The 24,992-nt window shown below is 63.2% G+C and carries 26 protein-coding genes; 20 read left to right on the top strand and 6 right to left on the bottom strand.

From position 1 onward, the window contains the following. Positions 1–75: 75 nt before the first annotated feature. From nudB to OX460_RS17815, 11 genes are all read left to right on the top strand, one after another. Entirely contained in the window at positions 76–540 is a 465-nt protein-coding gene (gene nudB / locus OX460_RS17865) for a dihydroneopterin triphosphate diphosphatase (RefSeq protein ID WP_289899488.1), read from the top strand. Positions 541–558: 18 nt separating this feature from the next. Further along, positions 559–852 (top strand): hypothetical protein, encoded by a 294-nt coding sequence (locus OX460_RS17860; protein ID WP_046682130.1) that lies wholly within the window; start codon positions 559–561, stop codon positions 850–852. Between the two features lie 72 nt (positions 853–924). After that, on the top strand, positions 925–1,746 hold the full coding sequence (locus OX460_RS17855; protein WP_251349339.1) for an endonuclease/exonuclease/phosphatase family protein: 822 nt from the start codon (positions 925–927) through the stop codon (positions 1,744–1,746). Between the two features lie 9 nt (positions 1,747–1,755). Beyond that, positions 1,756–2,919, top strand: coding sequence for a cardiolipin synthase ClsB (gene clsB / locus OX460_RS17850; RefSeq protein ID WP_289899487.1), 1,164 nt, complete (start codon positions 1,756–1,758; stop codon positions 2,917–2,919). Continuing rightward, on the top strand, positions 2,916–3,305 hold the full coding sequence (locus tag OX460_RS17845) for an RNA-binding S4 domain-containing protein (RefSeq protein ID WP_289899486.1): 390 nt from the start codon (positions 2,916–2,918) through the stop codon (positions 3,303–3,305). The genes clsB and OX460_RS17845 overlap by 4 nt, the downstream gene beginning before the upstream one ends. Positions 3,306–3,563: 258 nt before the next feature. Beyond that, positions 3,564–4,166, top strand: a complete 603-nt coding sequence (locus OX460_RS17840) for a TetR/AcrR family transcriptional regulator (protein WP_034753385.1) — start codon at positions 3,564–3,566, stop codon at positions 4,164–4,166. Positions 4,167–4,244: 78 nt separating this feature from the next. Further along, positions 4,245–6,035: an acyl-CoA dehydrogenase C-terminal domain-containing protein gene (locus OX460_RS17835; RefSeq protein ID WP_034753387.1), complete on the top strand. Its 1,791-nt coding sequence runs from the start codon at positions 4,245–4,247 to the stop codon at positions 6,033–6,035. 14 nt (positions 6,036–6,049) lie between these two features. After that, entirely contained in the window at positions 6,050–8,461 is a 2,412-nt protein-coding gene (locus OX460_RS17830; protein WP_289899485.1) for a 3-hydroxyacyl-CoA dehydrogenase/enoyl-CoA hydratase family protein, read from the top strand. Between the two features lie 11 nt (positions 8,462–8,472). Continuing rightward, positions 8,473–8,970, top strand: a complete 498-nt coding sequence (locus OX460_RS17825) for a YiiD C-terminal domain-containing protein (RefSeq protein WP_289899484.1) — start codon at positions 8,473–8,475, stop codon at positions 8,968–8,970. Positions 8,971–9,030: 60 nt separating this feature from the next. Then, positions 9,031–10,227, top strand: a complete 1,197-nt coding sequence (locus OX460_RS17820; RefSeq protein ID WP_035824191.1) for an acetyl-CoA C-acyltransferase — start codon at positions 9,031–9,033, stop codon at positions 10,225–10,227. Positions 10,228–10,300: 73 nt separating this feature from the next. Next, on the top strand, positions 10,301–11,080 hold the full coding sequence (locus tag OX460_RS17815; protein ID WP_251349336.1) for an enoyl-CoA hydratase: 780 nt from the start codon (positions 10,301–10,303) through the stop codon (positions 11,078–11,080). Here the strand turns inward: OX460_RS17815 and OX460_RS17810 are convergent. Continuing rightward, positions 11,077–11,676, bottom strand: a complete 600-nt coding sequence (locus OX460_RS17810) for a TetR/AcrR family transcriptional regulator (RefSeq protein WP_289899483.1) — start codon at positions 11,674–11,676, stop codon at positions 11,077–11,079. The genes OX460_RS17815 and OX460_RS17810 overlap by 4 nt on opposite strands. Before the next feature lie 41 nt (positions 11,677–11,717). Between OX460_RS17810 and OX460_RS17805 the strand changes: the two genes are divergently transcribed. Continuing rightward, positions 11,718–12,245 carry a dihydrofolate reductase family protein gene (locus OX460_RS17805; protein ID WP_289899482.1) on the top strand — a complete coding sequence of 176 codons (528 nt, stop codon included), beginning with the start codon at positions 11,718–11,720 and terminating at the stop codon, positions 12,243–12,245. Here the strand turns inward: OX460_RS17805 and OX460_RS17800 are convergent. Then, positions 12,242–13,099 (bottom strand): metallophosphoesterase family protein, encoded by an 858-nt coding sequence (locus OX460_RS17800; protein WP_289899481.1) that lies wholly within the window; start codon positions 13,097–13,099, stop codon positions 12,242–12,244. The two genes, OX460_RS17805 and OX460_RS17800, sit on opposite strands and share 4 nt — an antisense overlap. 86 nt (positions 13,100–13,185) lie before the next feature. Here OX460_RS17800 and bla point away from each other — a divergent pair, with 86 nt between their 5' ends. Together bla and OX460_RS17790 are read left to right on the top strand one after the other, a co-directional pair. Continuing rightward, the gene (gene bla, locus OX460_RS17795; protein ID WP_289899480.1) at positions 13,186–14,142 is read left to right on the top strand and encodes a subclass B3 metallo-beta-lactamase; all 957 of its coding nucleotides are present in this window, start codon (positions 13,186–13,188) and stop codon (positions 14,140–14,142) included. A gap of 265 nt (positions 14,143–14,407) precedes the next feature. Continuing rightward, positions 14,408–14,581 (top strand): hypothetical protein, encoded by a 174-nt coding sequence (locus tag OX460_RS17790; protein ID WP_289899479.1) that lies wholly within the window; start codon positions 14,408–14,410, stop codon positions 14,579–14,581. Here the strand turns inward: OX460_RS17790 and OX460_RS17785 are convergent. Both OX460_RS17785 and OX460_RS17780 read right to left on the bottom strand, forming a co-directional pair. Further along, positions 14,578–15,381 (bottom strand): metallophosphoesterase family protein, encoded by an 804-nt coding sequence (locus OX460_RS17785; RefSeq protein WP_289899478.1) that lies wholly within the window; start codon positions 15,379–15,381, stop codon positions 14,578–14,580. The two genes, OX460_RS17790 and OX460_RS17785, sit on opposite strands and share 4 nt — an antisense overlap. A 46-nt stretch (positions 15,382–15,427) precedes the next feature. Further along, complete coding sequence (locus OX460_RS17780) at positions 15,428–16,333, bottom strand: LysR family transcriptional regulator (protein ID WP_289899477.1); 906 nt, start codon at positions 16,331–16,333, stop codon at positions 15,428–15,430. A 119-nt stretch (positions 16,334–16,452) separates the two neighbouring features. On the opposite strand from OX460_RS17780, the gene OX460_RS17775 reads away from it, so the two are divergent. Together OX460_RS17775 and OX460_RS17770 are read left to right on the top strand one after the other, a co-directional pair. After that, positions 16,453–17,319, top strand: a complete 867-nt coding sequence (locus OX460_RS17775) for a pirin family protein (protein WP_289899476.1) — start codon at positions 16,453–16,455, stop codon at positions 17,317–17,319. Between the two features lie 53 nt (positions 17,320–17,372). Next, positions 17,373–18,074, top strand: coding sequence for an isochorismatase family protein (locus tag OX460_RS17770; protein WP_289899475.1), 702 nt, complete (start codon positions 17,373–17,375; stop codon positions 18,072–18,074). A gap of 6 nt (positions 18,075–18,080) precedes the next feature. Here the strand turns inward: OX460_RS17770 and OX460_RS17765 are convergent, their stop codons facing one another. Beyond that, positions 18,081–18,812 (bottom strand): transporter substrate-binding domain-containing protein, encoded by a 732-nt coding sequence (locus OX460_RS17765; RefSeq protein ID WP_289899474.1) that lies wholly within the window; start codon positions 18,810–18,812, stop codon positions 18,081–18,083. A gap of 252 nt (positions 18,813–19,064) precedes the next feature. On the opposite strand from OX460_RS17765, the gene pnuC reads away from it, so the two are divergent. Both pnuC and OX460_RS17755 read left to right on the top strand, forming a co-directional pair. Then, positions 19,065–19,655 (top strand): nicotinamide riboside transporter PnuC, encoded by a 591-nt coding sequence (gene pnuC / locus OX460_RS17760; RefSeq protein WP_289899473.1) that lies wholly within the window; start codon positions 19,065–19,067, stop codon positions 19,653–19,655. Between the two features lie 332 nt (positions 19,656–19,987). Further along, complete coding sequence (locus OX460_RS17755; RefSeq protein WP_289899472.1) at positions 19,988–22,555, top strand: TonB-dependent receptor; 2,568 nt, start codon at positions 19,988–19,990, stop codon at positions 22,553–22,555. Here OX460_RS17755 and OX460_RS17750 read toward each other — a convergent pair. After that, positions 22,552–23,355: a response regulator gene (locus OX460_RS17750; RefSeq protein WP_289899471.1), complete on the bottom strand. Its 804-nt coding sequence runs from the start codon at positions 23,353–23,355 to the stop codon at positions 22,552–22,554. The genes OX460_RS17755 and OX460_RS17750 overlap by 4 nt on opposite strands. A gap of 349 nt (positions 23,356–23,704) precedes the next feature. On the opposite strand from OX460_RS17750, the gene OX460_RS17745 reads away from it, so the two are divergent. Together OX460_RS17745 and OX460_RS17740 are read left to right on the top strand one after the other, a co-directional pair. Then, positions 23,705–24,235 carry a spore coat U domain-containing protein gene (locus OX460_RS17745; RefSeq protein WP_077399020.1) on the top strand — a complete coding sequence of 177 codons (531 nt, stop codon included), beginning with the start codon at positions 23,705–23,707 and terminating at the stop codon, positions 24,233–24,235. 12 nt (positions 24,236–24,247) lie between these two features. After that, positions 24,248–24,976 (top strand): fimbria/pilus periplasmic chaperone, encoded by a 729-nt coding sequence (locus OX460_RS17740; protein WP_289899470.1) that lies wholly within the window; start codon positions 24,248–24,250, stop codon positions 24,974–24,976. The last annotated feature ends 16 nt before the right edge of the window (positions 24,977–24,992 follow it).

The raw sequence follows: 24,992 nt of genomic DNA, 5'->3' as shown, positions 1-24,992 counted from the left end.
CTGCCCAGGCAGCCGCTACCGTTTTACTTGCTGAGGCAAAAAAAGGCGCTGCGAGGCGCCTTTTTCATTCTTGATATGAGCCATAAAATTCCCGTTTCCGTGCTGGTCGTCATCCATACGGCGGACCTTGACGTCTTGCTGATCGAGCGCGCGGGCCAACCCGGTTTCTGGCAATCCGTGACGGGTTCCGTCGACGCCGTCGACGAACCGCTGCTGCAGACGGCTGCGCGCGAACTGGCGGAAGAAACCGGCATCGTTGCCGATGGGCACGATATCGTGCTGCGCGACTGGAACTTGTCGAATGTGTACGAGATCTATCCGATCTGGCGCCACCGCTATGCGCCGGGCGTGACGCGCAACACGGAACACGTGTTCAGCGTGCAAGTGCCGCGCGACATCGCCGTCACCCTGAGCCCGCGCGAGCATTTGCAGCATGCGTGGCTGCCTTACTTGGCGGCGGCCGACCGCTGTTTCTCGTCGTCCAACGCGGAAGCGATCTTGCAATTGCCGGCCATGACGGGCTTGGCGCGTCCCACCTGATTTTCTAGAAAGCATTCCATGTTGAACTGGTTACATTTGACTGCGCAGCAAAAACTGCTGGGCACCCTGGGCATCGTTTTTTGCCTGTGCTTTATCTTCCTGCTGTTCAGCTCCACCGTGCCCGGCCGCACGCCGCCGATCGGCATGCCGCTGATGGCCATCGGCTGGCTGCTGCATCCGGGCGCGTTTGCCAAGGGCAAGCGCACCGTGGCCTGGCGTGGCGCACCGTTGCTGGTGAAGATCGTCTGGGCGGCGGGTATTACCGCGCTGATCGTCAGCGTGACGGCGGGCGTGGGACGCATGCTGGCCTGATTGTGGGTTTTAGGTGCGCACGCGCACCTAGGCCGGCGCCGCGCGGGGCCTGTCTGGGAGTAGAATCAATGCATGAAAATCCGCGTAGCAACTTATAATATACACAAGGGTGTCTCCTCCGTGCGGGGCTTGCCCCGCGTGCATGCTTTAAAGCAGGCGATTGCCCTGTTCCATGCCGATGTTGTCTTCTTGCAAGAGGTGCAAGGCAAGCACGACCGTAATGCGGCCCGCTATGGCGCCGAGAAGAACGGCCACAAGCATTGGCCGGAAGCGTCGCAGCACGAGTTCTTTGCCGGCCCCGAACACCATTCCGCCTACGGCATGAATGCCGTGTATGACCATGGCCACCATGGCAACGCCTTGCTGAGCAAGTTTCCCATCGCTTCGCAAACCAACCACGACGTGTCCGACCATGCCTACGAGCAACGCGGCATCCTGCATTGCGTGCTCAAGACGCCGCAGGCCGACGTGCATTGCTACGTCGTCCACCTGGGCCTGTTCGAGTCGGGGCGGGGCCGCCAGACGCAGGCGCTGATCGACGCCGTCATGGAGTCGGCGCCGAATGGCGAGCCCGTCATCATCGCGGGCGACTTCAACGATTGGCGCAACACGCTCAGCGACAAGCTGCGCAATGCGCTCGGTGTGGTCGAGGTATTCGACCAGCGCGCGTCGAACTCGGCCCTGGGCGACCTGGTGCGCACCCTGGCGCGGCGCCAGACGAAAACGCCGATTCCCGTGCCGGCGCGTACCTTTCCCGCCGCCTTGCCGTGGTTCCGCCTGGACCGCATCTATGTGCGTGGTTTCCACGTGGAAGGCGCGCAAGTGATGCACGGCACCCTGTGGGCCAAATTGTCGGACCACGCGCCGATAGTTGCTGCTTTGAAACTCGCGTAGACTGCCGGCATGCGCACAGTCAATTTCATCGCCCACAACGACATCCAGCTGCTGTATTGCGGCACCGATTACTTTCCAGCCTTGATCGCCGCCATCGACGGCGCGCGCTCGGAAGTGTATTTTGAAACGTATATCTTTGCCGACGACGCCACGGGCGCCCTGGTGCTCGATGCGCTCAAGCGTGCCGCCGCGCGCGGCGTGCTGGTGTGCATGATCACGGACTGGTTCGGCACGGGCAACCGCCGGGTCAACGCCATGCATGCAGAGCTGGAAGCGGCTGGCGTGCACCACCGCATCTTCAATCCGTGGTTCCGGCGCGGCATCACGCGCACGCACCGCAAGATTTGCGTGGCCGATGGTGAAATCGCCCTGGTGGGCGGCATCAATATCAATGACGACATGTTTTGCGACTACGACCACAGCATCAGCCTGGAAGCGCCGCGCTGGGATTTCGCCGTGCAGGTGAAGGGCCCGCTGGTGGACGCCATCCACGAAGAAGTGCAGGCGCAGTGGGCAAGATTGGGCAAGATGAACCTGGTGCGGCGTATCAAGCTGTACCGCAAGATGCGCGTCGTCAGCAAGGAGCTGGCGAAGAACCCCGTGGTGGCCGGCTTTGTCGTGCGCGACAACCTGCGCAACCGCCGCACCATCCAGCGCGCCTATTTGCAGGCGCTGGGACAGGCGAGGAAAAGCGTGATGCTGGCCAACCCGTATTTCGCGCCCGGCCACAAGTTGCGCCGTGCGCTGGCCCAGGCGGCCCAGCGGGGCGTGGACGTGGTGCTGTTGATCGGCGTGGGCGAGTTCCGCATGCAGGACGCCGTGGCGCATTCGTTTTATCCGAAACTGCTGGCCGCCGGCGTGAAAATCGTCGAATACCGCAAGACGCAGCTGCACGCCAAGGTGGCCGTCGTCGACGATGACTGGGCGACGGTCGGTTCCAGCAACATCGATGCGCTGAGCCTGTTCCTGAACCAGGAAGCGAATGTGGTCATCAAGGATGTGGCGTTCGCGCAAAGCTTGCGCCAGCATATAGAGCAGGGCGTCGCCGACGGCATCGTGATTCACCAGGATGATTTCAAGCACATCGGCCGTTTCCGGCGCATCGGCTATGAAGCTGCGTTCCTCGTGTACCGGCTGGTGATGCGCATTTTTTCAGTAGGCAAGTACGCATGAATGAGATGACAACGGTAAGGCTGGACAAATGGCTGTGGGCGGCGCGCTTCTTCAAGACGCGCTCGCTGGCCAGCGAAGCCGTCGACACGGGGAAAGTCAAAGTCGGCGGCGAGCGCGTGAAACCGGCGCGCAGCCTGCGCGTGGGCGACGAGCTGGCCATCGATAATGGCGCGGAGACGTGGGAAGTGGCCGTGCTGGGCCTGTCCGACAAGCGCGGCGCGGCGCCCGTGGCGCGCCTGCTGTATGGCGAAACGCTGGCCAGCATCGCCCGCCGCGAGCAGCTGGCCGAGGAGCGCAAGCTGTTCCGCGAGCCGGGCACCACCATCAAGGGGCGGCCGACCAAGCGCGACCGCCGTCAATTGAGCAAGGCAGGCGACCTTTCCTGAGGCCCGCCTGATGTGGGGCGGCAAGGGCGCGCGACGCTTTTGCCCTCCTGAAATCGCTGTAAACACGCAGCCTGAAAATGCTGCGCTGCACCAATAGAACGCCGGCTCTAAAGTTCCCGTTTGACTTTTACGTGGTAGTGGATAATAGTACGAGCGTTCGGATTTTTTCGAGGCGTGCTTTTTTTTACCCTCGCTTCAGTCCGCCAAATCGGCAACATCACTTTTAGAACGGACCTCTTGAATACTTCAGTCAAATTCATGCGCAAGGGCGAACTGACCCGTGCAGCCATCCTCGACGTGGCGCTGGACCTGTCCAGCCGCGACGGCCTGGAAGGCCTGACCATTGGGTTGCTTGCGGACAAAATGAACATGAGCAAGTCGGGCGTGTTTGCCCACTTTGGCTCGCGCGAAGACTTGCAGATGGAAGTGCTGAAGCTTTACCACTATCGTTTCGAGCAAGAAGTCTTTTTTCCCAGCATGAAAGAACCACGCGGCATCCAGCGCCTGCAATCGATGTTTGCGCGCTGGGTCAAGCGGGTCAGCGTGGAAATTGCTTCGGGCTGCATCTATATCAGCGGCGCCGTCGAGTATGACGACCGTCCCGGTCCCATCCGTGAAGCCCTGGTGGCCATGGTGCGGGCCTGGCAGGGCGCGCTGCTGCGCTGTGTCGAGCAATCGATCGCCACGGGCGACCTGAAAGCGGACACGGATGCCCAGCAGCTGGTGTACGAGATGTATGGCCTGATCCTGGCCCTGCATCACGACGCGCGTTTCCTGCGCGTGCCGGGCAGCATCGAACGGGCGCAAGCGGGCTTTATCCGCCTGCTGGCGTCGTACCAGAATTCCGTCACAAGCAAATAAGCCGTCAGGCAGTATCCGCAACAACGCACACGCACTTACAAGTACAACACTTTAGCTAATCGCCTTCAGGAGAAAATTATGGGTCAATACGTCGCGCCAATCCGGGATATGCAATTCGTCCTGCATGAGTTCCTGCAAGTGGAAGAAGAACTGAAGCAAATGCCGTCGTACGCCGACGTCGACGCCGACATCATCAACCAGGTGCTGGAAGAGGGCGGCAAATTCACCTCCGAAGTATTGTTCCCGCTGAACCACTCCGGCGACCGCGAAGGCTGCCACCACGACCCCGTCACGAAAAGCGTGACCACGCCGAAAGGCTTCAAGGAAGCCTACAAGCAGTACGTTGAAGGCGGCTGGGCGGCCCTGGCGTGCGATCCGGAATACGGCGGCCAGGGCTTGCCTGTCGTGCTGAACAATTCGTTCTATGAAATGCTGAACTCGTCGAACCAGGCCTGGTCCATGTACCCAGGCCTGTCGCACGGCGCCTACGAGTGCCTGAAGGAACACGGCACCGACCACCAGAAGGAAGTGTATCTGCCGAAGCTGGTGTCGGGCGAATGGACGGGCACCATGTGCCTGACCGAACCGCACTGCGGCACCGACCTGGGCCTGCTGCGCTCGAAAGCGCTGCCTGAGGCGGACGGTTCCTGGACCATCACCGGCAACAAGATCTTCATCTCGGCCGGCGAGCACGACATGGCGGAAAACATCCTGCACCTGGTGCTGGCCCGCGTGCCGGACGCGCCGGAAGGCTCGAAAGGCATTTCGCTGTTCCTGGTGCCGAAATTCCTGCCAAACGCGGATGGCACGGTCGGTGAGCGCAATCCGATCACCTGCGGCGCCATCGAAGAAAAAATGGGCATCCACGGCAATTCGACCTGCCAGATGAACCTGGACGGCGCGAAAGGCTGGATCATCGGCCAGCCGAACAAGGGCCTGAACGCCATGTTCGTCTTCATGAACGCGGCCCGCCTGGGCGTGGGCATGCAGTCGCTGGGCCTGACGGAAATCGCTTACCAGAACGCGCTGATCTACGCCAAGGACCGCACGCAAATGCGTTCGCTGTCCGGCATCAAGAACCCGGAACTGCCGGCCGACCGCATCATCGTGCACCCTGACGTGCGCCGCATGCTGTTGACCGGTAAAGCCTACGCCGAAGGCGCGCGTGCTTTCACCTCCTACGTGGCGCTGCAGATCGACCGCGAACTGCACCACCCGGACGCCGACGTGCGCAAGGAAGCGGCCGATGAAGTGGCGCTGCTGACGCCTGTCATCAAGGCCTTCATCACCGACAACGCCTGGATCGCCACTTCGGACGCGATGCAAGTGTTCGGCGGCCATGGCTACATCTCGGAATGGGGCATGGAGCAGTATGTGCGCGACGCGCGCATCAACATGATCTACGAAGGCACGAACACGATCCAGTCGCTGGACCTGTTGGGCCGCAAGATCCTGGGCGACAACGGCGCCAAGCTGCGCAAGTTCGGCGAAAAGATCAAGGCTTTCGTCGAAGACAACGGCACCGATGAAGCGATGAGCGAATTCGTTACGCCACTGGGCGACCTGGGCGACAAAGTCACCAAGCTGACCATGGAAATCGGCATGAAGGCATTCCAGAATCCGGACGAAGTGGGCGCGGCATGCGTGCCTTACCTGCGCGTCGTCGGCCACATGATCTACAGCTACCTGTTCGCGCAGATGGCCAAGATCGCCCTCGAAAAAGAATCCAGCGGCGACAAGTTCTACACCGCCAAACTGGCTACCGCACGTTTCTACTTCGCCCGCTTGCAGCCTGAAACGGCAACCCTGATCCGTCAGGCGCGTTCCGGTTCGGCCAACCTGATGGCACTCGACGCAGACCTGTTCTAAGACTTGAGGAAAATATGACCAATTTCATCGTTAAAAAAGTAGCCGTCCTCGGCGCCGGCGTGATGGGCGCGCAGATCGCCGCCCATTGCATCAACGCGAAAGTGCCGGTCGTGCTGTTCGACCTGCCGGCCAAGGAAGGCCCGAAGAATGGCATCGTGCTGCGCGCCATCGAGAACCTGAAAAAGCTGTCGCCTGCGCCGCTGGGCAACAAGGATGACGCCGCGCTGATCCAGGTGGCCAACTACGAAGACAACCTGGACCTGCTGGCCGGTTGCGACCTGATCATCGAAGCCATCGCTGAGCGCATGGACTGGAAACACGACCTGTACCAGAAGGTGGCCCCGCACATCGGCCCGAACGCGATCTTCGCCTCGAACACCTCGGGCCTGTCGATCACCAAGCTGGCCGAAGGCTTCGACGCCGACCTGAAATCGCGCTACTGCGGCGTGCACTTCTTCAACCCGCCGCGCTATATGCACCTGGTCGAGATCATCCCGACCGAGTTCACCAAGCCGCAGATCGCCGACCAGCTGGAAGGCTTCCTGACCACCACCCTGGGCAAGGGCGTGGTCCGCGCCAAGGATACGCCGAACTTCATCGCCAACCGCGTTGGCGTGTTCGGCATCCTGGCCATCGTGCACGAAGCCGAAAAATTCGGCCTGTCCGTGGACGTCGTCGATGATTTGACGGGCGCCAAGCTGGGCCGCGCCAAGTCGGGCACCTTCCGCACGGCGGACGTGGTCGGCCTGGACACCATGGGCCATGTGATCAAGACCATGCAGGACTACCTGCCGAACGATCCGTTCGCTGCCGTCTACAAGACGCCGGCCGTCCTGGCATCGCTGGTGGAAAAAGGCGCGCTGGGCCAGAAGAGCGGCGCAGGTTTCTACAAGAAGGTCGGCAAGGAAATCCAGCGCCTGGACTTCGCCACCGGTGAATACGTGGCCGGCGGCGCCAAGGCTGCCGACATCATCGCCCGCATCCTGAAGGAAAAGGATCCGGTCAAGAAGATGAAGGCGCTGCGCGAATCGACGAACCCGCAAGGCCAGTTCCTGTGGGCGATCTTCCGCGACGCTTTCCACTACATCGCCATCCATCTGGACACCGTGGCCGACAATGCGCGCGACATCGACTTCGCCATGCGCTGGGGCTTCGGCTGGAACGTGGGTCCGTTTGAAACGTGGCAGGCATCGAACTGGCTGCAAGTGGCCAACTGGGTCAAGGAAGACATCGACGCCGGCCACGCGCTGTGCAATGCACCGCTGCCAGCCTGGGTCTTCGAAGGCCCGGTCGCTGAACAAGGCGGCGTGCATACGCCGGAAGGTTCGTATTCGGCCGTGTCGAACAGCTTCGTGCCACGTTCGACCCTGTCCGTATATGACCGCCAGCCGTTCCGCGCGCCCGTTTTTGGCACCAACTTGGGCAGCGGCGCTGCCGACCCCAAGACCGCCGGCACCACCGTCTTCGAAGACGAATCCGTGCGCGTCTGGCATACGGGTGACGATGTCCTGATCATCTCGTTCAAGACCAAGATGCACGTGATCGGCGAAGGCGTGATCAATGGCCTGAAACTGGCGCTGGCCGAAGCGGAAAAGAACTTCAAGGGCCTGGTGATCTGGCACGCCGATGCAGCCGAAGGCGGCGCCTTCTCGGCCGGCGCCGACCTGCAATCGGCCCTGCCGGCGTTCATGCAAGGCGGCGTGAAAGCCGTCGATCCGATCATCGCCGAACTGCAGAACACCTTCATGTCGCTGAAATACGCGAATGTGCCGGTGATCGCCGCGGTCGCTGGCCTGGCACTGGGCGGCGGTTGCGAGCTGGCCTTGCACGCATCGAAGCGCGTGGCCTCGATCGAGTCGTACATCGGTCTGGTGGAAGTGGGCGTGGGCCTGATTCCAGCCGGCGGCGGCCTGAAGGAAGCGGCGCAGCGCGCCTACAAGGAAGCCAAGGGCAACGATATCCTGCAATTCCTGAAAACGGGCTTCACCAATGCAGCCACCGCCAACGTGTCGAAATCGGCGCTGGAAGCGAAGAAAATGGGCTACCTGAAGGAAGACGACGTGATCGTGTTCAATGCCTACGAGCTGCTGCACGTGGCCAAGGTCGAAGCGCGCGCCATGTTCGACGCGGGCTTCCGTCCGCAACTGCCGTCGCTGATCCAGGTGACGGGCCGTTACGGCTGGGGCACCATCAAGGCGCAGCTGGTCAACATGCGCGACGGCGGCTTCATTTCGGCGCACGATTTCAAGCTGGGCGAGATGATCGCCGAGATCGTATCGGGCGGCGACGTGGACCAGGGCAGCTTCGTCAGCGAACAGTGGCTGCTGGATATGGAACGCAAGGCATTCCTGGAGCTGTTGAACCATCCGAAAACCCAGGAACGGATCATGGGCATGATGCAAACCGGTAAACCGGTACGCAACTAAGCACAGCGTCGATGACGATCCTGTCCCTCGTTTTTAAAGTATTACTGCGCGTGAGGCCAAGCATGGTGTATGACCGTATCAAACAACAGATGATGGACACCTTGCCCTTCGTGCGGCTGCTGGGGATCAGCATCGACGACATCGGCGCCGGCACCTCGAAGGTGTCGCTGCCGGAAAATCCAAAACTGAATAATCACCTGGGCACGCAGCATGCGGGCGCCTTGTTTACCCTGGCCGAAACGGCTTCCGGCGCGGCCATGGCGGGCGGCTTCGCCGAGCTGATACTGGGCTTGCGCCCGGTGGCCAAGGAGTCGCGCATCCAGTACCAGAAGGTGGCCCGGGGCGCGACGCGCGCCGAAGGCCGGGTACCGGGCGACCTGGCTGCCTTGAAGGCGCAGCTGGCGCAGGATGGCAAGGTGGCGTTTCCCGTGGAAGTCGATATTTTCGACTCCGAAGGCACGCTGGCGGCACAGGTGACGGTGGACTGGTATTTGTCGCAGAAGCGATAAGCCTCTACCCCGGACATTCGACAGAACACGAACCTCGTTCAACATCTTTGAAAGCATAAAATGAGCAAACAACTTCAAGACGCCTACATCGTCTCTGCAACCCGCACCCCGATCGGCAAGGCGCCGCGCGGCATGTTCAGAAACACCCGCCCGGACGACCTGCTGGTGCGCGTGCTGCAATCGGCCCTGGCGCAAGCGCCTGGCCTGGACCCGGCGTTGATCACCGACGCCATCATCGGCTGCTCGTTCCCGGAAGCGGAGCAGGGCTTCAATATTGCGCGTAACTCGGTGCTGCTGGCAGGCTTGCCGAAAACCGTGGGCGGCGTCACCGTCAACCGCTACTGCGCTTCGGGCATCACGGCCATCGCCATGGCGGCCGACCGCATCCGCGTGGGCGAAGCCGACGTGATGATCGCCGGCGGCATCGAATCGATGTCGATGGTGCCGATGATGGGCCACCATCCGTCGATGAACCTCGACATGTTCAGCGACGAGAACATCGGCATGGCTTACGGCATGGGCCTGACAGCCGAAAAAGTGGCGCAGCAATGGAAAGTGTCGCGCGAACAGCAGGACGCGTTCTCCGTCGAATCGCACCGCCGCGCCATCGCCGCGCAGCAAGCCGGTTTCTTCAAGGCGGAAACGACGCCCGTGGAAATCATCACGCGCACGCCGAACCTGGCTACCGGCCAGGTTGATGTGACGCGCCGCACCGTCGACACGGACGAAGGCGCGCGCGCCGATTCGTCGATGGAGTCGCTGGCCAAGCTGAAGCCAGTCTTCGCGGCCAAGGGCTCCGTCACGGCCGCCAACAGCTCGCAGATGTCCGACGGCGCCGGCGCGCTGCTGATCGTCAGCGAAAAAATCCTGCGCGAGCACAACCTGACCCCGCTGGCGAAATTCTCCTCGTTCGCCGTGCGCGGCGTGCCGCCGGAAATCATGGGCATCGGTCCGAAATTCGCCATTCCTGCAGCATGCGCCGCCGCCGGCATCACGCAAGACCAGCTGGACTGGATCGAGCTGAACGAAGCGTTTGCCGCACAGGCGCTGGCCGTCATCGGCGACCTGGGTCTGGATCCATCGAAGGTCAACCCGATGGGCGGCGCGATCGCCCTGGGCCACCCGCTGGGCGCCACCGGCGCCATCCGCGCAGCCACCGTGATCCACGCGCTGCAGCGTACCAAGCAGAAGTACGGCATGGTCACGATGTGCGTGGGCGCCGGCATGGGCGCAGCAGGTATCTTTGAACGCGTCTAAGTTCGACGGGCTAAAGCAATAAAACAGGGCGCTGCGGGATTACCCCGGCGCCCTTTATCTTTTTGGAGACGACATGGATATTGTGTGCAGCAAGAGCGAGGGCATTCTGACCCTGGAATTCAACCGCCTGGAACGCAAGAATGCGATCACGGGCGCCATGTACCAGACCCTGGCCGATGCGCTGGTGGCGGCGGAGACGGACGACGACGTGCGCGCCATCCTGATCTGCGGCAAGCGCGAGATTTTCACGGCCGGTAACGACCTCGATGACTTCATGAAGACGGCGCGCCCGAAGGATGGCTCGCTCGACCACGACCGGCCCGTGTTCCAGTTCATGCGCGCCCTGTACGGCAGCAGCAAGCCCGTGGTGGCGGCCGTTTCCGGCCCGGCTATCGGCATCGGCACGACCCTGCTGATGCATTGCGACCTGGTCTACGCGGCCGACAATGCCAGCTTCTCGATGCCGTTCACGCAGCTCGGCCTGTGCCCGGAATTCGGTTCCAGCCTGCTGCTCACGCAACTGGCCGGCTACCCGCGCGCGGCGGAAAAGCTGATGCTGGGCGAGTCGTTCCCGGCCAGCGAAGCGCTGGAAATGGGCCTGGTGTCGAAAGTCGTGCCCCTGTACGAGCTGATGACCTTCGCGCAAGGCCAGGCCGCCAAGCTGGTGGCCCTGCCGGCCGCCTCGATTCGCGCCACCAAGCGCCTGATGAAGCAAAGCCGCATGGAGCCGATGAAGGCGGCCATCGCCGACGAAAACAAACTGTTCAGCGCCATGCTGGGCGGCGCCGAGGCGAAGGAAGCGTTTACGGCCTTCTTCCAGAAGCGCAAGCCGGATTTCAAGCAGTTCAATTAAGCGCTTGTTTCAACACTGGCCTGCATGCCGGCCAGGATCAGGGAAACCGAGGCGTGCCACTGCGTCTCGCCCACCGGCCTGCCCGCCAGCGCATAGCCGTGCAGGAAATCGACGAGCGCATCGCGCCCGCGCAAGCGGGTTTTCTTGTCCAGCGCGAGACCGTCGACGGCCAGCTCGAACAGTGCCATAAACCGCTCGGCCACGTCGGCTTGCTCCACCAGTCCGCGCGCCATCAGGCGCACGAAATACGGCGTGGCGCTGACCAGTTCCAGGTACAGCGCGCACAGCGCCAGCACACGCCGTGGCGCTGCCTGGCGCCGCGTAAACGGCGGCTGGCGCGGGTCGAGCGCGGCAAAACGTTGCGCCATCAAGGCCTGCAACAATTCCTCTTTTCCCGCGTAGTAGTGATACAGGGCCATGGCGTCGACGCCCAGGCTCTGCGCCAGCGCGCGCATGGAAAACGCCTCGCCTTTTTCTTCCAGCAGGGCCAGGGCCGCGTGCAGGATGCTGGCGTTGTCCAGCGCGGGCAGGGCGCGGCGCGGACGACCCGCTCGGCGCACGGGAGATTCCATGGCTTGAAGTTTTGGGATTTTCATGGGCATAATTCTACACCGTAGAATTAAATCAAGGAGCACTCATGCAAAAACCTTTCGTCAGCGTTTTTCTCGGCATCAGCCTCGATGGCTGCATCGCCGGGGAAAACGGCGACCTGTCCTGGCTGGCCGAGCTGGCCCCCGACTCGCCCGAGGCCACCGGCTATACGCAATTGATGGAGCAGGTCGATACCCTGCTGATCGGCCGCACCACCTACGACGCCGTGCTGGACTTCGAGCCGTGGCCGTATGTGGGCAAGCGCGTGGTGGTCTTGAGCCACCGCGACTTCGCGCCGCGCCATGGCGAGCAGCGCCGCGAAGGCAGCGTGCGGGAAGTTCTGCAGGACCTGGCAGCGGAAGGCTGCCGCCACGTGTACCTCGATGGCGGCGCCGTCATCCGCGCCGGCTTGCGCGACGGGGTCGTCGACAGCGTCACCTTGTCCGTGCTGCCCGTGGTGCTGGGCCGGGGCGTGCGCCTGTTCGAGGATGGCTTGCCGCGCAGCGACTGGCGGCTGGACGGCACGCGCGAGCTGCCCAGCGGCGTGGTGCAGCTGCGCTATGGAAAACGTTAAGCCGCGCTGGCCAGGTCGACGATGAAGCCTGTGTCAAAACGTTCGTTCTCGGGCGTGCCGTCCGGCCGTTTGTAGCCGCAGGGGTTGCAGACCACGCGGCAGTCCTGAATGCGGTAGTCGAGCGAGGCATGCATGTGGCCATGCACCCACAGGTCGGCCTGTGCCACCAGCGCGTCCAGCTGCGAGGCGAAGGCGGGCGAACCGAGGTTGTCTGCATACTGCGCTTCCACCGACAGCATCGATGGCGCCATGTGCGTGATGACGACCGTCTTGCCATCGAACGGTTGCGCCAGCTGCCGCTCCAGCCAGGCGCGGTGCTGCGCGTGCAGCTGCGCCGTGTCGCTGGCGCACAGCAGGCGGGGCGTGTCGCCGCCCGTGCTGATGCGCTTGTAGTCGGGCATGTAGGCTTGCGCCGCGTTTAGCGCTTCTTCCCGGCGCTCGGCGCCGAACAGCAGGAAATCCGTCCACAGCGTGGCGCCGAGGAAGCGCACGCCGTTCAGTACCACGGCGTCGCCGTCGAGCAGGCGGATGTTGGCGCCGTGCGCATTCGCGCTGGCGCAGGCGTCGCGCACGGCGTCCTGCATGCGTTCGAGCTGGTGGCCGTAGCCTTCGTGGTTGCCGTGCACGTACAGCACGGGCAGGGCGCCGAAGGTGCGCGCGGCCCAGGCGATGGCATTGCTGCCCGTGTCGATGTCGCCGGCCAGGATCACCACGTCGGGGCGGCAGGCGGCAAGGTCGATGGCGGGCGTGTCTTCGCCCCAGACTTCCAGGTGCAGGTCGGACAGGATCAGCAAACGCATGGCATTGGGCGCGGCAAGGCGCACGGCAGTCAATGGGCCTCTATCGTAGCGCAAGTCGCCACGCCCGTCTGCTTGACCGCGCGAGGGTAGCGACGTTACCCTGTGGCATTAATTCATACTGCCTATCTTCCTGGAGCCGCATGCCGCCTTTCTTCCTTCCCAAGACCTTGCTCAGTATCGCGCTGGCCGCCATGGCGCTGCCGTTGACGGCGCATGCCGCCACGCCCGCCGTCGATCCCCTGACGCAGCCGATCGCCTCGCCGTATGCGGCGCAGTGGAACCGCCCGCAGCAACCGGCGCGCATCCACGGCGACACGTATTACGTGGGCGTGGGCGGCTTGAGCGTGGTGCTGATCGACACGCGCGAAGGCTTGATCCTCATCGATGGCGCATTGCCGCAATCGGTGGCCGCCATCAAGGAACATATCCTCGAGCTGGGCTTTCGCCTGCAAGACATCAAGTTCATCCTGAGTACGGAAGCGCATTTCGATCATTCGGGCGGCATCGCCGCCCTGGCCCGCGACAGCGGCGCGCAAGTGATCGCCAGCCCGCTGGGAGCGCAGGCGCTGCGCGCGGGAGCGGTGCTTGCCGCAGATCCGCAAGCGGGCGAAATCGATCCCATGCCGGCCGTGGACAACGTGCGCGAGATCGCCGATGGCGAAGCCCTGCAACTGGGCGACGTGACCATCACGGCGCGCCATACGCCTGGGCATACGCCGGGCAGCACCAGCTGGACCTGGGTGTCGTGCGAGGATGCGGAGCGTCAGGAATGCCTGAACGTGGTGTTCGGCGCGAGCCTCACGCCGGTGGCGGCCGACGACTTTCACTACCTTGCCGATGAACGCCATGCGGACCTGACGCCGGCCTTCCGCCGCGTCATGCAGGACTTCGCCAGGCTGCCGTGCGACATCCTGATCTCGGCCCACCCCGACCACTCGGACGGCGACCGCAAGCTCACGCAACTGCTGGAAGGCGTCACGCCGAATCCCTTCATCGATGCGCAGGCGTGCAGCAACTACGCTGCCAAAAATGAAGCGAAGCTCGACGCCCGCATCGCCAAGGAACAAGCCATGGCCGGCGAGGCTGCGACAAAATAACAACGTTGGCGCATACGCCATGAAAAGCGGTTGACGCACTGCAGCATACGGCGCAGAATCAGCGTCCGCAGTGCAGATTAACCAGATAAAGGAAAGGAAACCCATGTTCGAGCAGGCTGGCAGCAAATTGTACGACCACTAGCCCCGTGCATGACGCTCGGGGTCATCGGCAGTATTGCCGATCCCGAGCCGGTGTCCTTCAAACCCCGGTGAGGAAACTCGCCGGGGTTTTTTGTTTTGGATGACCGGATTGAAAGGAAATACCATGAAAATCAAAGTGAAAGCCACGTCCAAGCCGCGCAATCCGCTGGTGGCCGCCGCCAGGCTGCGCGGCGGCGCCGGCGTGCACCAGTCGGTAGCGTCGCCGCGCGCGGCGCGCCGGGCTGGCAAGCACCGCCTGCAGCAATGGCTGGCGGGCCGCCTCAAAGCTGACGATTAGCGGGCCGGCAGGTCGACGATGTAGTTCGGATCAAAAGCGGGATTTTGCGGCGTGCCGCTGCGCGTCTTGTAGCCGCAGGGGTTCGAGATGACGCGGCAGCGGCCGATGTGGTAATCGCGCGAAGCGTGGATGTGGCCATGCACCCACAGGTCCGCCTGCGCGGCCAGTTCGTCCAGGCGCGAGGCGTAGGCGGGCGAACAGCCTTCGCTGCCGTAGGCATCGTCGACCGAGAGCAGCGACGGCGCCATGTGGCTGATGACGACGGTCGCGCCATCGAAAGGCTGCGCCAGTTCGCGCGCCAGCCACGCTTTTTGCTGCGCGTGGAACATGGCCGTGTCGGCCGCGCGCAGCTTGCGAAAGCCCATGTTGGCCAGGCGGATGCGCTTGTAGTCGTTCATGACGGCTTCCGCGTCGCGCATGGCCGCCTGGCGCGTGTCGTCGCCCAGCAGGCGGAAATCCGTCCACAGGGTGGCGCCCAGGAAGCGCACGGCGTTGCCCGCCTGGTCGGTGATGACGTGCGTGCCGCAGTCGAGGAAGTGCACGTTGTCCGTGGCGGCGCAGGCGCTGCGCAGCTCCTGGCGCACCTTGTCGAGGTGGTGGCCATAGCCTTCATGGTTGCCATGCACGTACAGCACCGGCAGCCCCGCAAACGCGGTGGCGGCCCAGGCGACGGCGCGGGCGCCCGTGTCGATGTCGCCAGCCAGGATGACGGCATCGGGGCAGCTGAGCGCAAGGTCGCCTTGCGGCGCTTCGTCGCGCCACAGCTCATGGTGCAGGTCCGACAGGATCAATAAACGCATGCGGCATCCAGGCGATGGGAGGGTATGCCATCGTACCTGAAAACCCTCACTCTTCCTCCAGCGCGGCGAAGCCGTGCGCCAGGTAGTCGAGCAGCGCGCGCACGGCCGGCAGCAGGCCGCGCCGCGACGGGAACACGGCGTGGATGATTTCGCGCTGCGGCCGCCACTGCTCCATCAGCGGCAGCAGGCTGCCATCGGCCACCTGCTCGGTGATCATCATGGTCGGCAGCTGTACCACGCCGACGCCGGCCACGGCCGCGTCGCGCAAGGTCAGCATGTCGCCCGTGACGAAGCGCGGCACGTGGCGCAGCTGGGCGCGTGCGCCGTCCGGGCCATGCAAATCCCACTGGTAGTGCTGTTGCGGCGTGCCCAGGGCCAGGCTGGGCCAGTCGGCCAGGTCGGCCGGTGCCTGCGGCGCGGACGCGCCGGCGAACAGCAGCGGGCTGCCCACCATGCACTGGCTGCGTTCGGCCAGCACGCGCAGCACCAGGTCGCTGTCGGGCAGCGGCGGCGGGCGCACGCGGATGGCCACGTCGATGCCTTCGGCCACCAGGTCGACGCGGCGGTTGCTCGCTTCCAGCAGCAGGGTCACTTGCGGATGCGCGCGCATGAAACCGGCCAGCATGGGACCCACCAGTGTATGCAGCAGGGCGATGGGGCAGGACAGGCGCACCGTGCCGCGCGGCGCGGCCCGCGTCAGCTCGATGGCTTCCTGCGCCGCCTCCGCTTCCACCAGCATGGCCTTGCAATGTTCATAAAACGTCTGGCCCACGTCGGTGACGGAAAAATGCCGCGTCGTGCGTTGCAGCAGGCGCGCGCCGAGGCGCTCTTCCAGAAGGGCGATGCGCCGGCTCAGCTTGGATTTCGGCATGCCCAGCGCGCGCCCGGCCGGCGCGAAACCGCCATGGTCGACCACCTGCACAAAGTAATACAAGTCGTTCAGATCCTGCATGCCGCCTCCTTGATCGTTCTATTTTTGGAACGCTGATGGCATATTTTACTGTCTACCGCCTTCATCGTTGCAAGCGTATTCTGTCTTCATCGTAATGCAAACCCCAACAGGAGATCGAGATGAACACAGTCACAGGTATCTACAGCGCACCCCGCCAGCACTGGGTCGGCGACGGTTTCCCCGTGCGCTCGATGTTTTCGTATAACGGCCATGGCAAGCAGCTGAGCCCCTTCCTGCTGCTCGACTATGCAGGCCCTGCCGAGTTTGCGCCCGGCACCCGTCCGCCCGGCGTCGGCTCGCACCCGCACCGCGGCTTTGAAACGGTGACCATCGTCTACAAGGGCGAAGTGGCGCACCGCGATTCGACGGGCCAGGGCGGCGTGATCGGTCCCGGCGACGTGCAATGGATGACGGCCGGCGCCGGCATCCTGCATGAAGAATTTCACTCGCCCGCCTTCACGCAGTCGGGCGGCACCCTGGAAATGGTGCAGCTGTGGGTGAACCTGCCAGCGAAAAACAAGATGACGGCGCCCGGCTACCAGGCCATCACCAGCGACACCATTCCCGTCGTGGCGCTGCCGGACGATGCCGGTTCCGTGCGCGTGATCGCCGGCGACTTCGACGGCCAGCATGGCCCGGCCCGCACGTTCTCGCCGATGCAGGTGTGGGACCTGCGCCTGGCCCAGGGCAAGCTGACGCAGCTGCCCGTGACCCGAGGCTGGAGCACGGCGCTGATCGTCCTGCATGGCACGGTGCTGGTCAACGGCGAGAGCGTGGTACGCGAAGCGCAGATGGCGCTGTTCGAGCGCGATGGCGACAGCATCACCATCGAAGCGAACAACGACGCCGTGGTGCTGCTGCTGAGCGGCGAGCCGATTGAAGAGCCCATCGTCGGCCACGGCCCCTTCGTCATGAACAGCGAAGCGGAAATCGCGCAGGCGTTCGAGGATTTCAACAGCGGCCGCTTCGCCCGCATCGAGAAGTAGTGTGTGCAGTACCCATGCCGCATCCCGCGGCATGGTTTTTTGAGGAGACCACCATGAGCACCCCCGCCAATTTCAACGGTTTGCCCCCGATGATCGATCCCGACGACGCCGTCATGCTGCTGATCGACCACCAGAGCGGCTTGTTCCAGCTGGTGCGCGATATCGAGCAGCATGTGCTGCGCGGCCACGTCACGGCGCTGGCCAAGCTGTCGCGCCTGGCCAACATGCCGACGTTTACCACCGCTTCCGTACCCGACGGCCCGAACGGCCCCCTGATCCCGGAAATCCACCATTTCAACCCGGAAGCCGTCTACATCCCGCGCACGGGCCAGATCAATGCCTGGGACAATCCGGCCTGGGTCGACGCCATCGAAAAGACGGGCCGCAAGACCCTGCTGATCGCCGGCACGCTCACCAGCGTGTGCATGGCCTTCCCCACCATCAGCGCGCTGGCGGCCGGCTACAAGGTGTTTGCCATCATCGACGCCTCGGGCAACTGGTCGAAGATGGCCACCGACATCACCATGGCGCGCGTGACGCAGGCAGGCGCCGTGCCGATCGACACGTATGCCGTGCTGGCTGAAGTGATGAGCACCTGGAACCGCGCCGATGCGATGGAGTTTGCCGCCATCATGACGGACCACATCGTGCCGCCGTACCGCGCCCTGATCGAAAGCTACGACAAGGCGCAGGGCGTGCAAAAGAACGGCCGTGAAACGAAGCTGGAAATCCTCGAAGCGGCCAGCAAGGGCTGACCGCGGCTACGGCGCTTCGTAGCTGCTGCGTATCGCCGCCAGCGCGCCGCGCTGTTCCAGGCGCGTGATGGCGGCGTTCAGGCGTGCGAGGTCGTCGGCGCTGGTCGTGCGCGCATTGAGCATCAGGTGCACGGGGGCGCGCAGGATGAGGAAGGGCAGGGTGTGCAAGGCAACGCCCTGCAGGCGCGCTTCGTGGCGCACGGCCAGCACGTCGCCCAGCAGCAGGTCGGCGCGGCCCGCATCGAGCATGCGCACGCCTTGCTGGAAGCTGCCGAACGCATTCAGGCGGCCGGCCTTTTCCAGCGCCGGCCGGGCCGCCGCGTACTGCGCGCCATACCAGCCCACCTTGGGCGCCAGCAAGGTCGAGTTGCCGCGCATGAGCTGCGCAAAGCTGGCGATCTGGCGGTGGCCGGCGGGCGCGCCGGATTTGCTGAAGAGGCCCACGGCTTCGTCGCGGTACGAGAGGGAAAAGCGGGCATAGGACTGGCGTTCCGGCGTCTCGGACGCGGCCAGCATCAGGTCCAGCCCCCCTTTCTGGAACAGCAGCTGGCGCCGCGCGGTGGGCAGTTCCGGCAAGGTGACGAGGGTGCACCGGGCTTCCTTGAAAATGGCTTGCAGCAACTCCAGGTCCAGGCCCGTAAAGCGGCCCCGGGCATCGCGGTAGATATACGGCGGCCACTGTTCCAGCGCCATCGTCATGCGGCAAGCCACGGCGGGCAGGGCAGTTATGCCGAGCATTGCCGCAAACAGGAGATGGCGCATGCGCATGTGGAGGTTTCCAGGAGTTTCAACTTGATATTCAATTTGCCAGAATGGCCGCGGAAGTCAAGAGCTGAGGCTGCGGAAGGCGGGCCTGGTTCGCATTTCCTCGATGTTTGCGCGTTTTTTGCCGCTTTCCACCATGGAAATCCCCTCCGGCGCGGCGAACACCGTGCAGTGTAATCGGCTATAGTGGCGCGGTGCCACCACTGCCCCGCAAAGGAAGACCGCTTGACTGCCCCGCTCGAGATCGCCGCCAATGTACTGATGACTGCCTCCATCATCCTGGCCGGACGCAACAATATTCATTCCTGGTGGATCGGCTTGGTCGGCTGCGTGCTGTTTGCCGTGCTGTTTTTCCAGGTCAACCTGTACGCCGACGTGATGCTGCAACTGTTTTTCATCGTCACCTGCGTCATCGGCTGGCTGCAATGGCGGCGTGGCGCCGGCGGCAAGCCGTTGCCGATCACGCGCACGGGCTGGCGCAGCCTGGCGTGGGTGGTGCCGGCCGGCATCGCTTCCGTGGTGATCTACGGCATGCTGCTGCACCGCTTTACGAATGCCTACGCGCCGTTCATCGATTCGGCAGTGTTGGTATTTAGCATCATCGCGCAATTCCTGCTGATGAGCCGGCGCATCGAAACCTGGGGTTTCTGGCTGCTGGTCAACACCGTGGCCGTGCCGCTCTACTACAGCCGCGGTCTGCACCTGACGGCCGTGCTGTATGCCGCTTACTGGGTCAATGCCGTGGTTTCCTGGTACTGGTGGAGCGTGCAGGCGCGCCGCGCGGCGCTGGCGCCAGTGGCGCATGCCGATGCTTGAATGTTGTCAAACGACAAGTCCTTAGATTCAAATCGTATATACAATCAATTTTTAATTCGTTCACGCGATAAAGATACCGGGATATAGTGGCCTTTCCCCGCTTACCGGTGTCTTTTATGTTGCGTTCTACCCCTTTTGCCAGTTTTTACGCTACTTGTCATCAACTGACCATGCAATGCATGGCGCAGTGGATGCCGGTGCGTGCCCGTCCACGCATCCCCTAAGTCACTCCATCCATTTCGTTGTCGTTTGCCCGCTGGCCCACCCGGTCCGCGTGCCCCTGCTCGGCCTTTTTTATCGGAAAAAGGCTGCAATCCCAATAAGAGGAAACCATGTTCAAACCACTCGCCATCAGTCTTGCCATCGCCGCCGCCTTTCCCGCTGTCACCACCCTTGCCCATGCCGAGGACGACATGCTGCGCGTGAATGTCACCGGATCGAATATCCGCGTCAGCGAAAAGGAGGGCGCCAGCGCCGTGCAGGTCATCACGGCCAAGGAATTGAAAGCCGGCGGCAAGACCAGCGTGTCGGACGTGCTGCGCGCCATCTCCGCCAACAGCGGCAACAGCTACAACGAGCAATATACGGGCAGTTTCTCGGCCGGCACCTCGGGCCTGTCGCTGCGCGGCATCGGCCAGCAAAACACCCTGATCCTCGTGAATGGCCGCCGCGTGGCCAGCTATGCCACGGCGCAGGATTTGCAGCAGACCTTCGTCGACCTGAACAGCCTGCCGATGGCGGCCGTGCAGCGCATCGAGGTGCTCAAGGATGGCGCCTCGTCCGTGTACGGCTCCGACGCCGTGGCCGGCGTGGTCAACATCATCCTGTACAAGGAATTCACGGGCACGGACATCACGGCGCAATGGGGCGGCTCGACACAAGGCACGGGCCAGCATGAAAAGAGCGCGGCGCTGCAAACGGGTTTCGGCAAGCTCGAGGAAGATGGCTACAGCGTGGTCTTCTCGGTCGACGCGCAGCAGCGCGACAAGCTGCAGCAAAGCGACGTGGCATGGCTGCGCGATGCCGATTACCGCAAGCAGCAGCGCGGCAGCCTGGGCTGGGCTGTCACGAATTACGCGGGCAACGATCCCACGCAGACCCTGGGCGGCGTGCGCGGCCCGCTGCAACTGGTGCCGTACAACGATATCAATCCCGATCGCAGCGGCCAGGTGCTGGCCTACAATCCGGCGCCGTATAAAACGCTGATTCCGGGCATCCAGCGCATCCACTCCTCGCTGCGCGGCACCCTCAAGCTGAACGCGGACACGGAAGCCTATGTCGACTTGCTGCACAGTTATTCGCGCGCCGACCAGACCTTCAGCGCGCCGTTGAGCGTGAATAACGCCACGCGCGTGTGGAACAACAGCACCAAGCTGCTCGACACCATCCCCGTGGTGCTGCCCGTGGGGCACCCGAACAATCCGGGCACGACGCCCTTGCCCTTCACGGCCACCCTGTTCGACCTGGGGCCGCGCCTGAAGCAGGACCGCGTCACCTTCTACCGCGCGCTGGCCGGCGCCAAGGGCACCTGGGCGGGCTGGGACTGGGATACGGCCGTGGCCCATTCCAGCAGCAAGCTGGAGGAAACGGTGCAGAACTTCGTCAACCGCTACGAATTCCAGAAAGTGCTGGCCGAAGGCAGCTACAATTTCTTTGATCAATCGCAAAACAGCGAAGCGGTGCGCAACCGCCTGCGCCTGTCGACCCTGCGCCCGGCCGAATCGACGCTCGACACGCTCGACTTCTCGGCGGCCAAGGATATCTGGGACTTGCCAGCTGGCCCGCTGGGCTTTGCCGCCGGCGCTCAATGGCGCCGCGAAAAGATGGATTCGCAAACCTCGACGGCCGTGCTGTCGGGCACGGAACTGCGCCCCGCGCTCAACATCATCAACGGCTCGCGCAATGTGTCGGCCCTGTTCGCCGAATTCAACGTGCCCGTCGTGAAGGATCTGTCCGTCAACGTGGCCGGCCGCGCCGACCATTACAGCGACTTCGGCAATGCGTTTTCGCCGAAGGCCAGCGCGCGCTACCAGGCGGCGCCATGGTTGTTGCTGCGCGGCACTGTTTCACGCGCCTTCCGCGCCCCGTCGCTGCCGGAAATCACCGACAGCACGGCCGTCAGCTATACCAGCGTGATCGATGCCCGCGATCCGCTGACGCCGACGCAGGCGCGCGGTGTGACGGTGATGACGATCGCCAATCCGAACCTGCGCCCCGAGCGCTCGAAAAACCTGAACCTGGGCGTGGTGGTGTCGCCCACCAGCAGCTCGAGCATCGGCCTCGATTACTACCGCATCAAGCAGGATGGCGTGATCGGCACGGCCAGCGCCACCACCATCCTCGAGAATGAAGGCACGGCGCCGCAACAGATCACGCGCGGTGCCGATGGACGCATCACGACCTTGTACCGCCAGTTCCGCAACCAGGGCCAGCGCGAAGTGTCGGGCATCGATATCGACCTGCGCCAGCGCTTTGTCGACAAGGACTGGGGCAAGCTGACCCTGGCAGGTCAGCTGAGCCGCGTGCTGCGCTTTGCCGAGCCGCTGTCCGATGGCGCGCCGCTCACCAATGGCGCCGGCACCAATCACTTCGGTTCCATTCCGAAGTGGCGCGGCGTCAGCTCGGCCACCTGGGAACAGGGGAAATGGTCGTCGACCCTGACCTGGAACTATGTGGGCAGCTATGCGCAGGAGACGCACCTCGATGAATCGGTGGCCGCCTTCAGCACCTTTGACGCGACCAGCAGCTGGCAGGTGACGCCACAGGCGAACGTTACCTTCATCGTGCAAAACCTGGCCAACAAGCGCGCGCCCTGGGACTATGCCTCCACCGGCTTTGACTTTACCCAGGCCGACCCGCGCGGACGCGTTGCGGCGCTCAAGCTGAACTACAAGTTCTAGCCACCCGCCGCCTGCCGCTGGCCCGTCTGCTCCTGCAGGCGCTGGCGGTAGGCGCTGGGCGTGACACCCATGCGCTCGCGGAAGGCCGTGGCGAAGTTGCCCGCGTTGTGAAAGCCGATCAGCAGGGCGATATCCTGCACGTCGATGTCCGTCTGCTGCAGCAATTCCACGCCGCGGGCAATGCGCGCTTCGCGGATGAAGGCGAAGACCGTCATGCCCGTCTGCTCGCGGAACATCAGGGTCAGCTTTTCGCGGTAAGTGCCGACGCTGCGGGCGATTTCGGACAGGTTCGGCAGGCTGCCCAGGTTGTCGAGAATAAGTTGCTTTACGGCATTAACGAAGACCAGGTCGGGATGCTGCAGCTTGTCGCTGATCGGCGGCGTCGCCGGCAGGGTACTGTTGCTTTTACGCATCAATCCCAGGTGGATATGGATGCGCGCGGCCAGTTCTTCCGGCGTAAATGGCTTCGAAATGTAGTCGACGCCCCCCACCTGCAAGCCCATGACGCGTTCCTTGGCGGCATCGGCACCGCTGAGGAAGATCACGGGTATCTGCTCCGTTTCGGGATTGGCCTTGAGCAAACGGCACGCCGTGTAGCCATCCATCTCGGGCATGCGCACATCGAGCAGGATCAGGTCGGGGTGCGTGGCCAGCGCCAGCTGGTAGCCCTGGTAGCCGTTGAACGCGATGCTGAAACGGTAGGGTTGCTCGCTGAGCAGCTCCATCAGCATGCGCTGCTCGAACGCGGAATCGTCCACGAGCAAGATGTTCTTTTTGATGGTTTCGCTGGTCAATGGCATGGCATGGATGACTTAACCAAATAGCAAGTTGTGGCTTATTATGCCTCGCTTTTTCTTTTTTTTCTGCTTTTCTCGTGTTTCAAAAGATGTTTCTCCGCCAGAAGAAGCGCGGATTTCCCAGATCGCCAATAATTCATTCGTGCATTGATTTTAAGCAATGTCGATTGCCAAAAAATCTGTTTTGCCAATGCTGCAAAAAGTGCCGGAGTCCCCGGGTTCCCGACTCCTGGCACCTGTATTTTGTCGTCCTGGTTTGCGTGCCCAAGAAAACGCCGGCAATACCGTGACTATCCTCGATGCCCCTCAAATTGGCGGGCTCATTAATGATGTTCCATCATCAGGAGGTATCATGTTGCGAGTTATTTTCCCCCGTCTTATCGTCGCCGCCAGCGTGGCGATTGCCGCCACGGCGCTCTTGCCGCGTGGCGCCGACGCAGCCGTGTATCTGAATGGCAGCGCCAATACCACCTTCGACGTTACCCTGAAAATCATCGCCAATTGCACCATCGCGGCGGCCAATCTCGACTTTGGCCAAAGTCAGGGTGTACTGGCTACTGCCGTGAACGTCAATACGACCGTGAATGTCACCTGCACCAATACCACGCTGTATAACGTGGGCTTGACGGCGGGAACGGGCACCGGCTCGACCGGCACGACGCGCTACCTGAGCGGTACCGGCGGCAACCTGGGAACGGTGCAATTCAATCTGTACCAGACGGCCGGCAGCACCTTGTGGGGCGATACCCAGGGCACGAATACCGTCGGTGGCACGGGCAACGGCTCCTCGCAGCCGATCACGGTGTACGGCAATATTCCGCCGCAGGCGACACCGGCGCCCGATACCTACAAGTCGACCATCACGGCCACCGTTTACTTTTAAGCCAGGCGCCGCGTGAAGGCCGGTGTTGTTTCCCTGATGAAAGGCGTGCTGGCGCTGCTGGCTTGCTGCGCCGCGGGCGCGCACGGTGCCAGCCTGCAGATTTCGCCGGTGACGCTCAATTTGCGCGCGGCGCAGAATGCGGCCGGCCTCACCCTGCAAAACCTCGGTGACCAGCCCATCTACGGGCAAGTGCGGGTATTCGTCTGGGACCAGCGCGATGGCGAGGAAACGCTGGCGCCGACGCAGGAGCTGGTGGCCAGTCCGCCGATCGTCGAAATCGCCGCCAACAGCCGGCAGACCATCCGCCTCGTGCGTGCCCTGGCTGGCCCTGTCGCGCAGGAAAAGACGTATCGCGTGCTCATCGATGAAGTCAGCCGCGAGGATGAGGCGGGCCGCAGCGGCGTCGATATCCGCCTGCGCTATTCGGTGCCCGTGTTCGTGCTGCCGGCCGGTGCGCCGGGCAAGGAAGTGCTCGACTGGCAAGTTTTCCGCGAACAGGGCGAGTGGATGTTGCGCATCAAGAACAGCGGCAATTTCCATGCGCAGATCGGTGCGATGACGTTGACGAACCCGGCGGGCAAGGAGTTTGTCATCAGCAAGGGACTGTTTGGTTATGTCTTGGCGGCACGCATGCGCGTCTGGCGCCTGCCCGTTGCCAGGGAGGCCGAGCTGGATGGGCCGTTGAGTATTGCGGTAAATGTGAATGCCAAGGCACTCATTGCCAAGACTTCGACACCTTGAACATGGCTGCCATGAC

Source organism: Janthinobacterium sp. SUN033 (genome assembly GCF_030397595.1).
Lineage (GTDB): Bacteria > Pseudomonadota > Gammaproteobacteria > Burkholderiales > Burkholderiaceae_D > Janthinobacterium > Janthinobacterium kumbetense.
The sequence above is the reverse complement of the archived record's forward strand: the minus strand, read 5'-3'. Positions and strand labels throughout refer to the sequence as shown.

Coding starts and splice junctions, on each gene's coding strand:
- OX460_RS17750 (WP_289899471.1), bottom strand. CDS start 23,355: ATGCCATTGACCAGCGAAACCATCAAAAAGAACATCTTGCTCGTGGAC.
- OX460_RS17770 (WP_289899475.1), top strand. CDS start 17,373: ATGAGCACCCCCGCCAATTTCAACGGTTTGCCCCCGATGATCGATCCC.
- OX460_RS17830 (WP_289899485.1), top strand. CDS start 6,050: ATGACCAATTTCATCGTTAAAAAAGTAGCCGTCCTCGGCGCCGGCGTG.
- OX460_RS17815 (WP_251349336.1), top strand. CDS start 10,301: ATGGATATTGTGTGCAGCAAGAGCGAGGGCATTCTGACCCTGGAATTC.
- OX460_RS17785 (WP_289899478.1), bottom strand. CDS start 15,381: ATGCGTTTATTGATCCTGTCGGACCTGCACCATGAGCTGTGGCGCGAC.
- OX460_RS17775 (WP_289899476.1), top strand. CDS start 16,453: ATGAACACAGTCACAGGTATCTACAGCGCACCCCGCCAGCACTGGGTC.
- nudB (WP_289899488.1), top strand. CDS start 76: ATGAGCCATAAAATTCCCGTTTCCGTGCTGGTCGTCATCCATACGGCG.
- OX460_RS17790 (WP_289899479.1), top strand. CDS start 14,408: ATGAAAATCAAAGTGAAAGCCACGTCCAAGCCGCGCAATCCGCTGGTG.
- OX460_RS17805 (WP_289899482.1), top strand. CDS start 11,718: ATGCAAAAACCTTTCGTCAGCGTTTTTCTCGGCATCAGCCTCGATGGC.
- OX460_RS17780 (WP_289899477.1), bottom strand. CDS start 16,333: ATGCAGGATCTGAACGACTTGTATTACTTTGTGCAGGTGGTCGACCAT.
- OX460_RS17835 (WP_034753387.1), top strand. CDS start 4,245: ATGGGTCAATACGTCGCGCCAATCCGGGATATGCAATTCGTCCTGCAT.
- OX460_RS17840 (WP_034753385.1), top strand. CDS start 3,564: ATGCGCAAGGGCGAACTGACCCGTGCAGCCATCCTCGACGTGGCGCTG.
- OX460_RS17745 (WP_077399020.1), top strand. CDS start 23,705: ATGTTGCGAGTTATTTTCCCCCGTCTTATCGTCGCCGCCAGCGTGGCG.
- OX460_RS17765 (WP_289899474.1), bottom strand. CDS start 18,812: ATGCTCGGCATAACTGCCCTGCCCGCCGTGGCTTGCCGCATGACGATG.
- OX460_RS17845 (WP_289899486.1), top strand. CDS start 2,916: ATGAATGAGATGACAACGGTAAGGCTGGACAAATGGCTGTGGGCGGCG.
- OX460_RS17810 (WP_289899483.1), bottom strand. CDS start 11,676: ATGAAAATCCCAAAACTTCAAGCCATGGAATCTCCCGTGCGCCGAGCG.
- clsB (WP_289899487.1), top strand. CDS start 1,756: ATGCGCACAGTCAATTTCATCGCCCACAACGACATCCAGCTGCTGTAT.
- OX460_RS17755 (WP_289899472.1), top strand. CDS start 19,988: ATGTTCAAACCACTCGCCATCAGTCTTGCCATCGCCGCCGCCTTTCCC.
- OX460_RS17860 (WP_046682130.1), top strand. CDS start 559: ATGTTGAACTGGTTACATTTGACTGCGCAGCAAAAACTGCTGGGCACC.
- OX460_RS17825 (WP_289899484.1), top strand. CDS start 8,473: ATGACGATCCTGTCCCTCGTTTTTAAAGTATTACTGCGCGTGAGGCCA.
- OX460_RS17820 (WP_035824191.1), top strand. CDS start 9,031: ATGAGCAAACAACTTCAAGACGCCTACATCGTCTCTGCAACCCGCACC.
- OX460_RS17855 (WP_251349339.1), top strand. CDS start 925: ATGAAAATCCGCGTAGCAACTTATAATATACACAAGGGTGTCTCCTCC.
- bla (WP_289899480.1), top strand. CDS start 13,186: ATGCCGCCTTTCTTCCTTCCCAAGACCTTGCTCAGTATCGCGCTGGCC.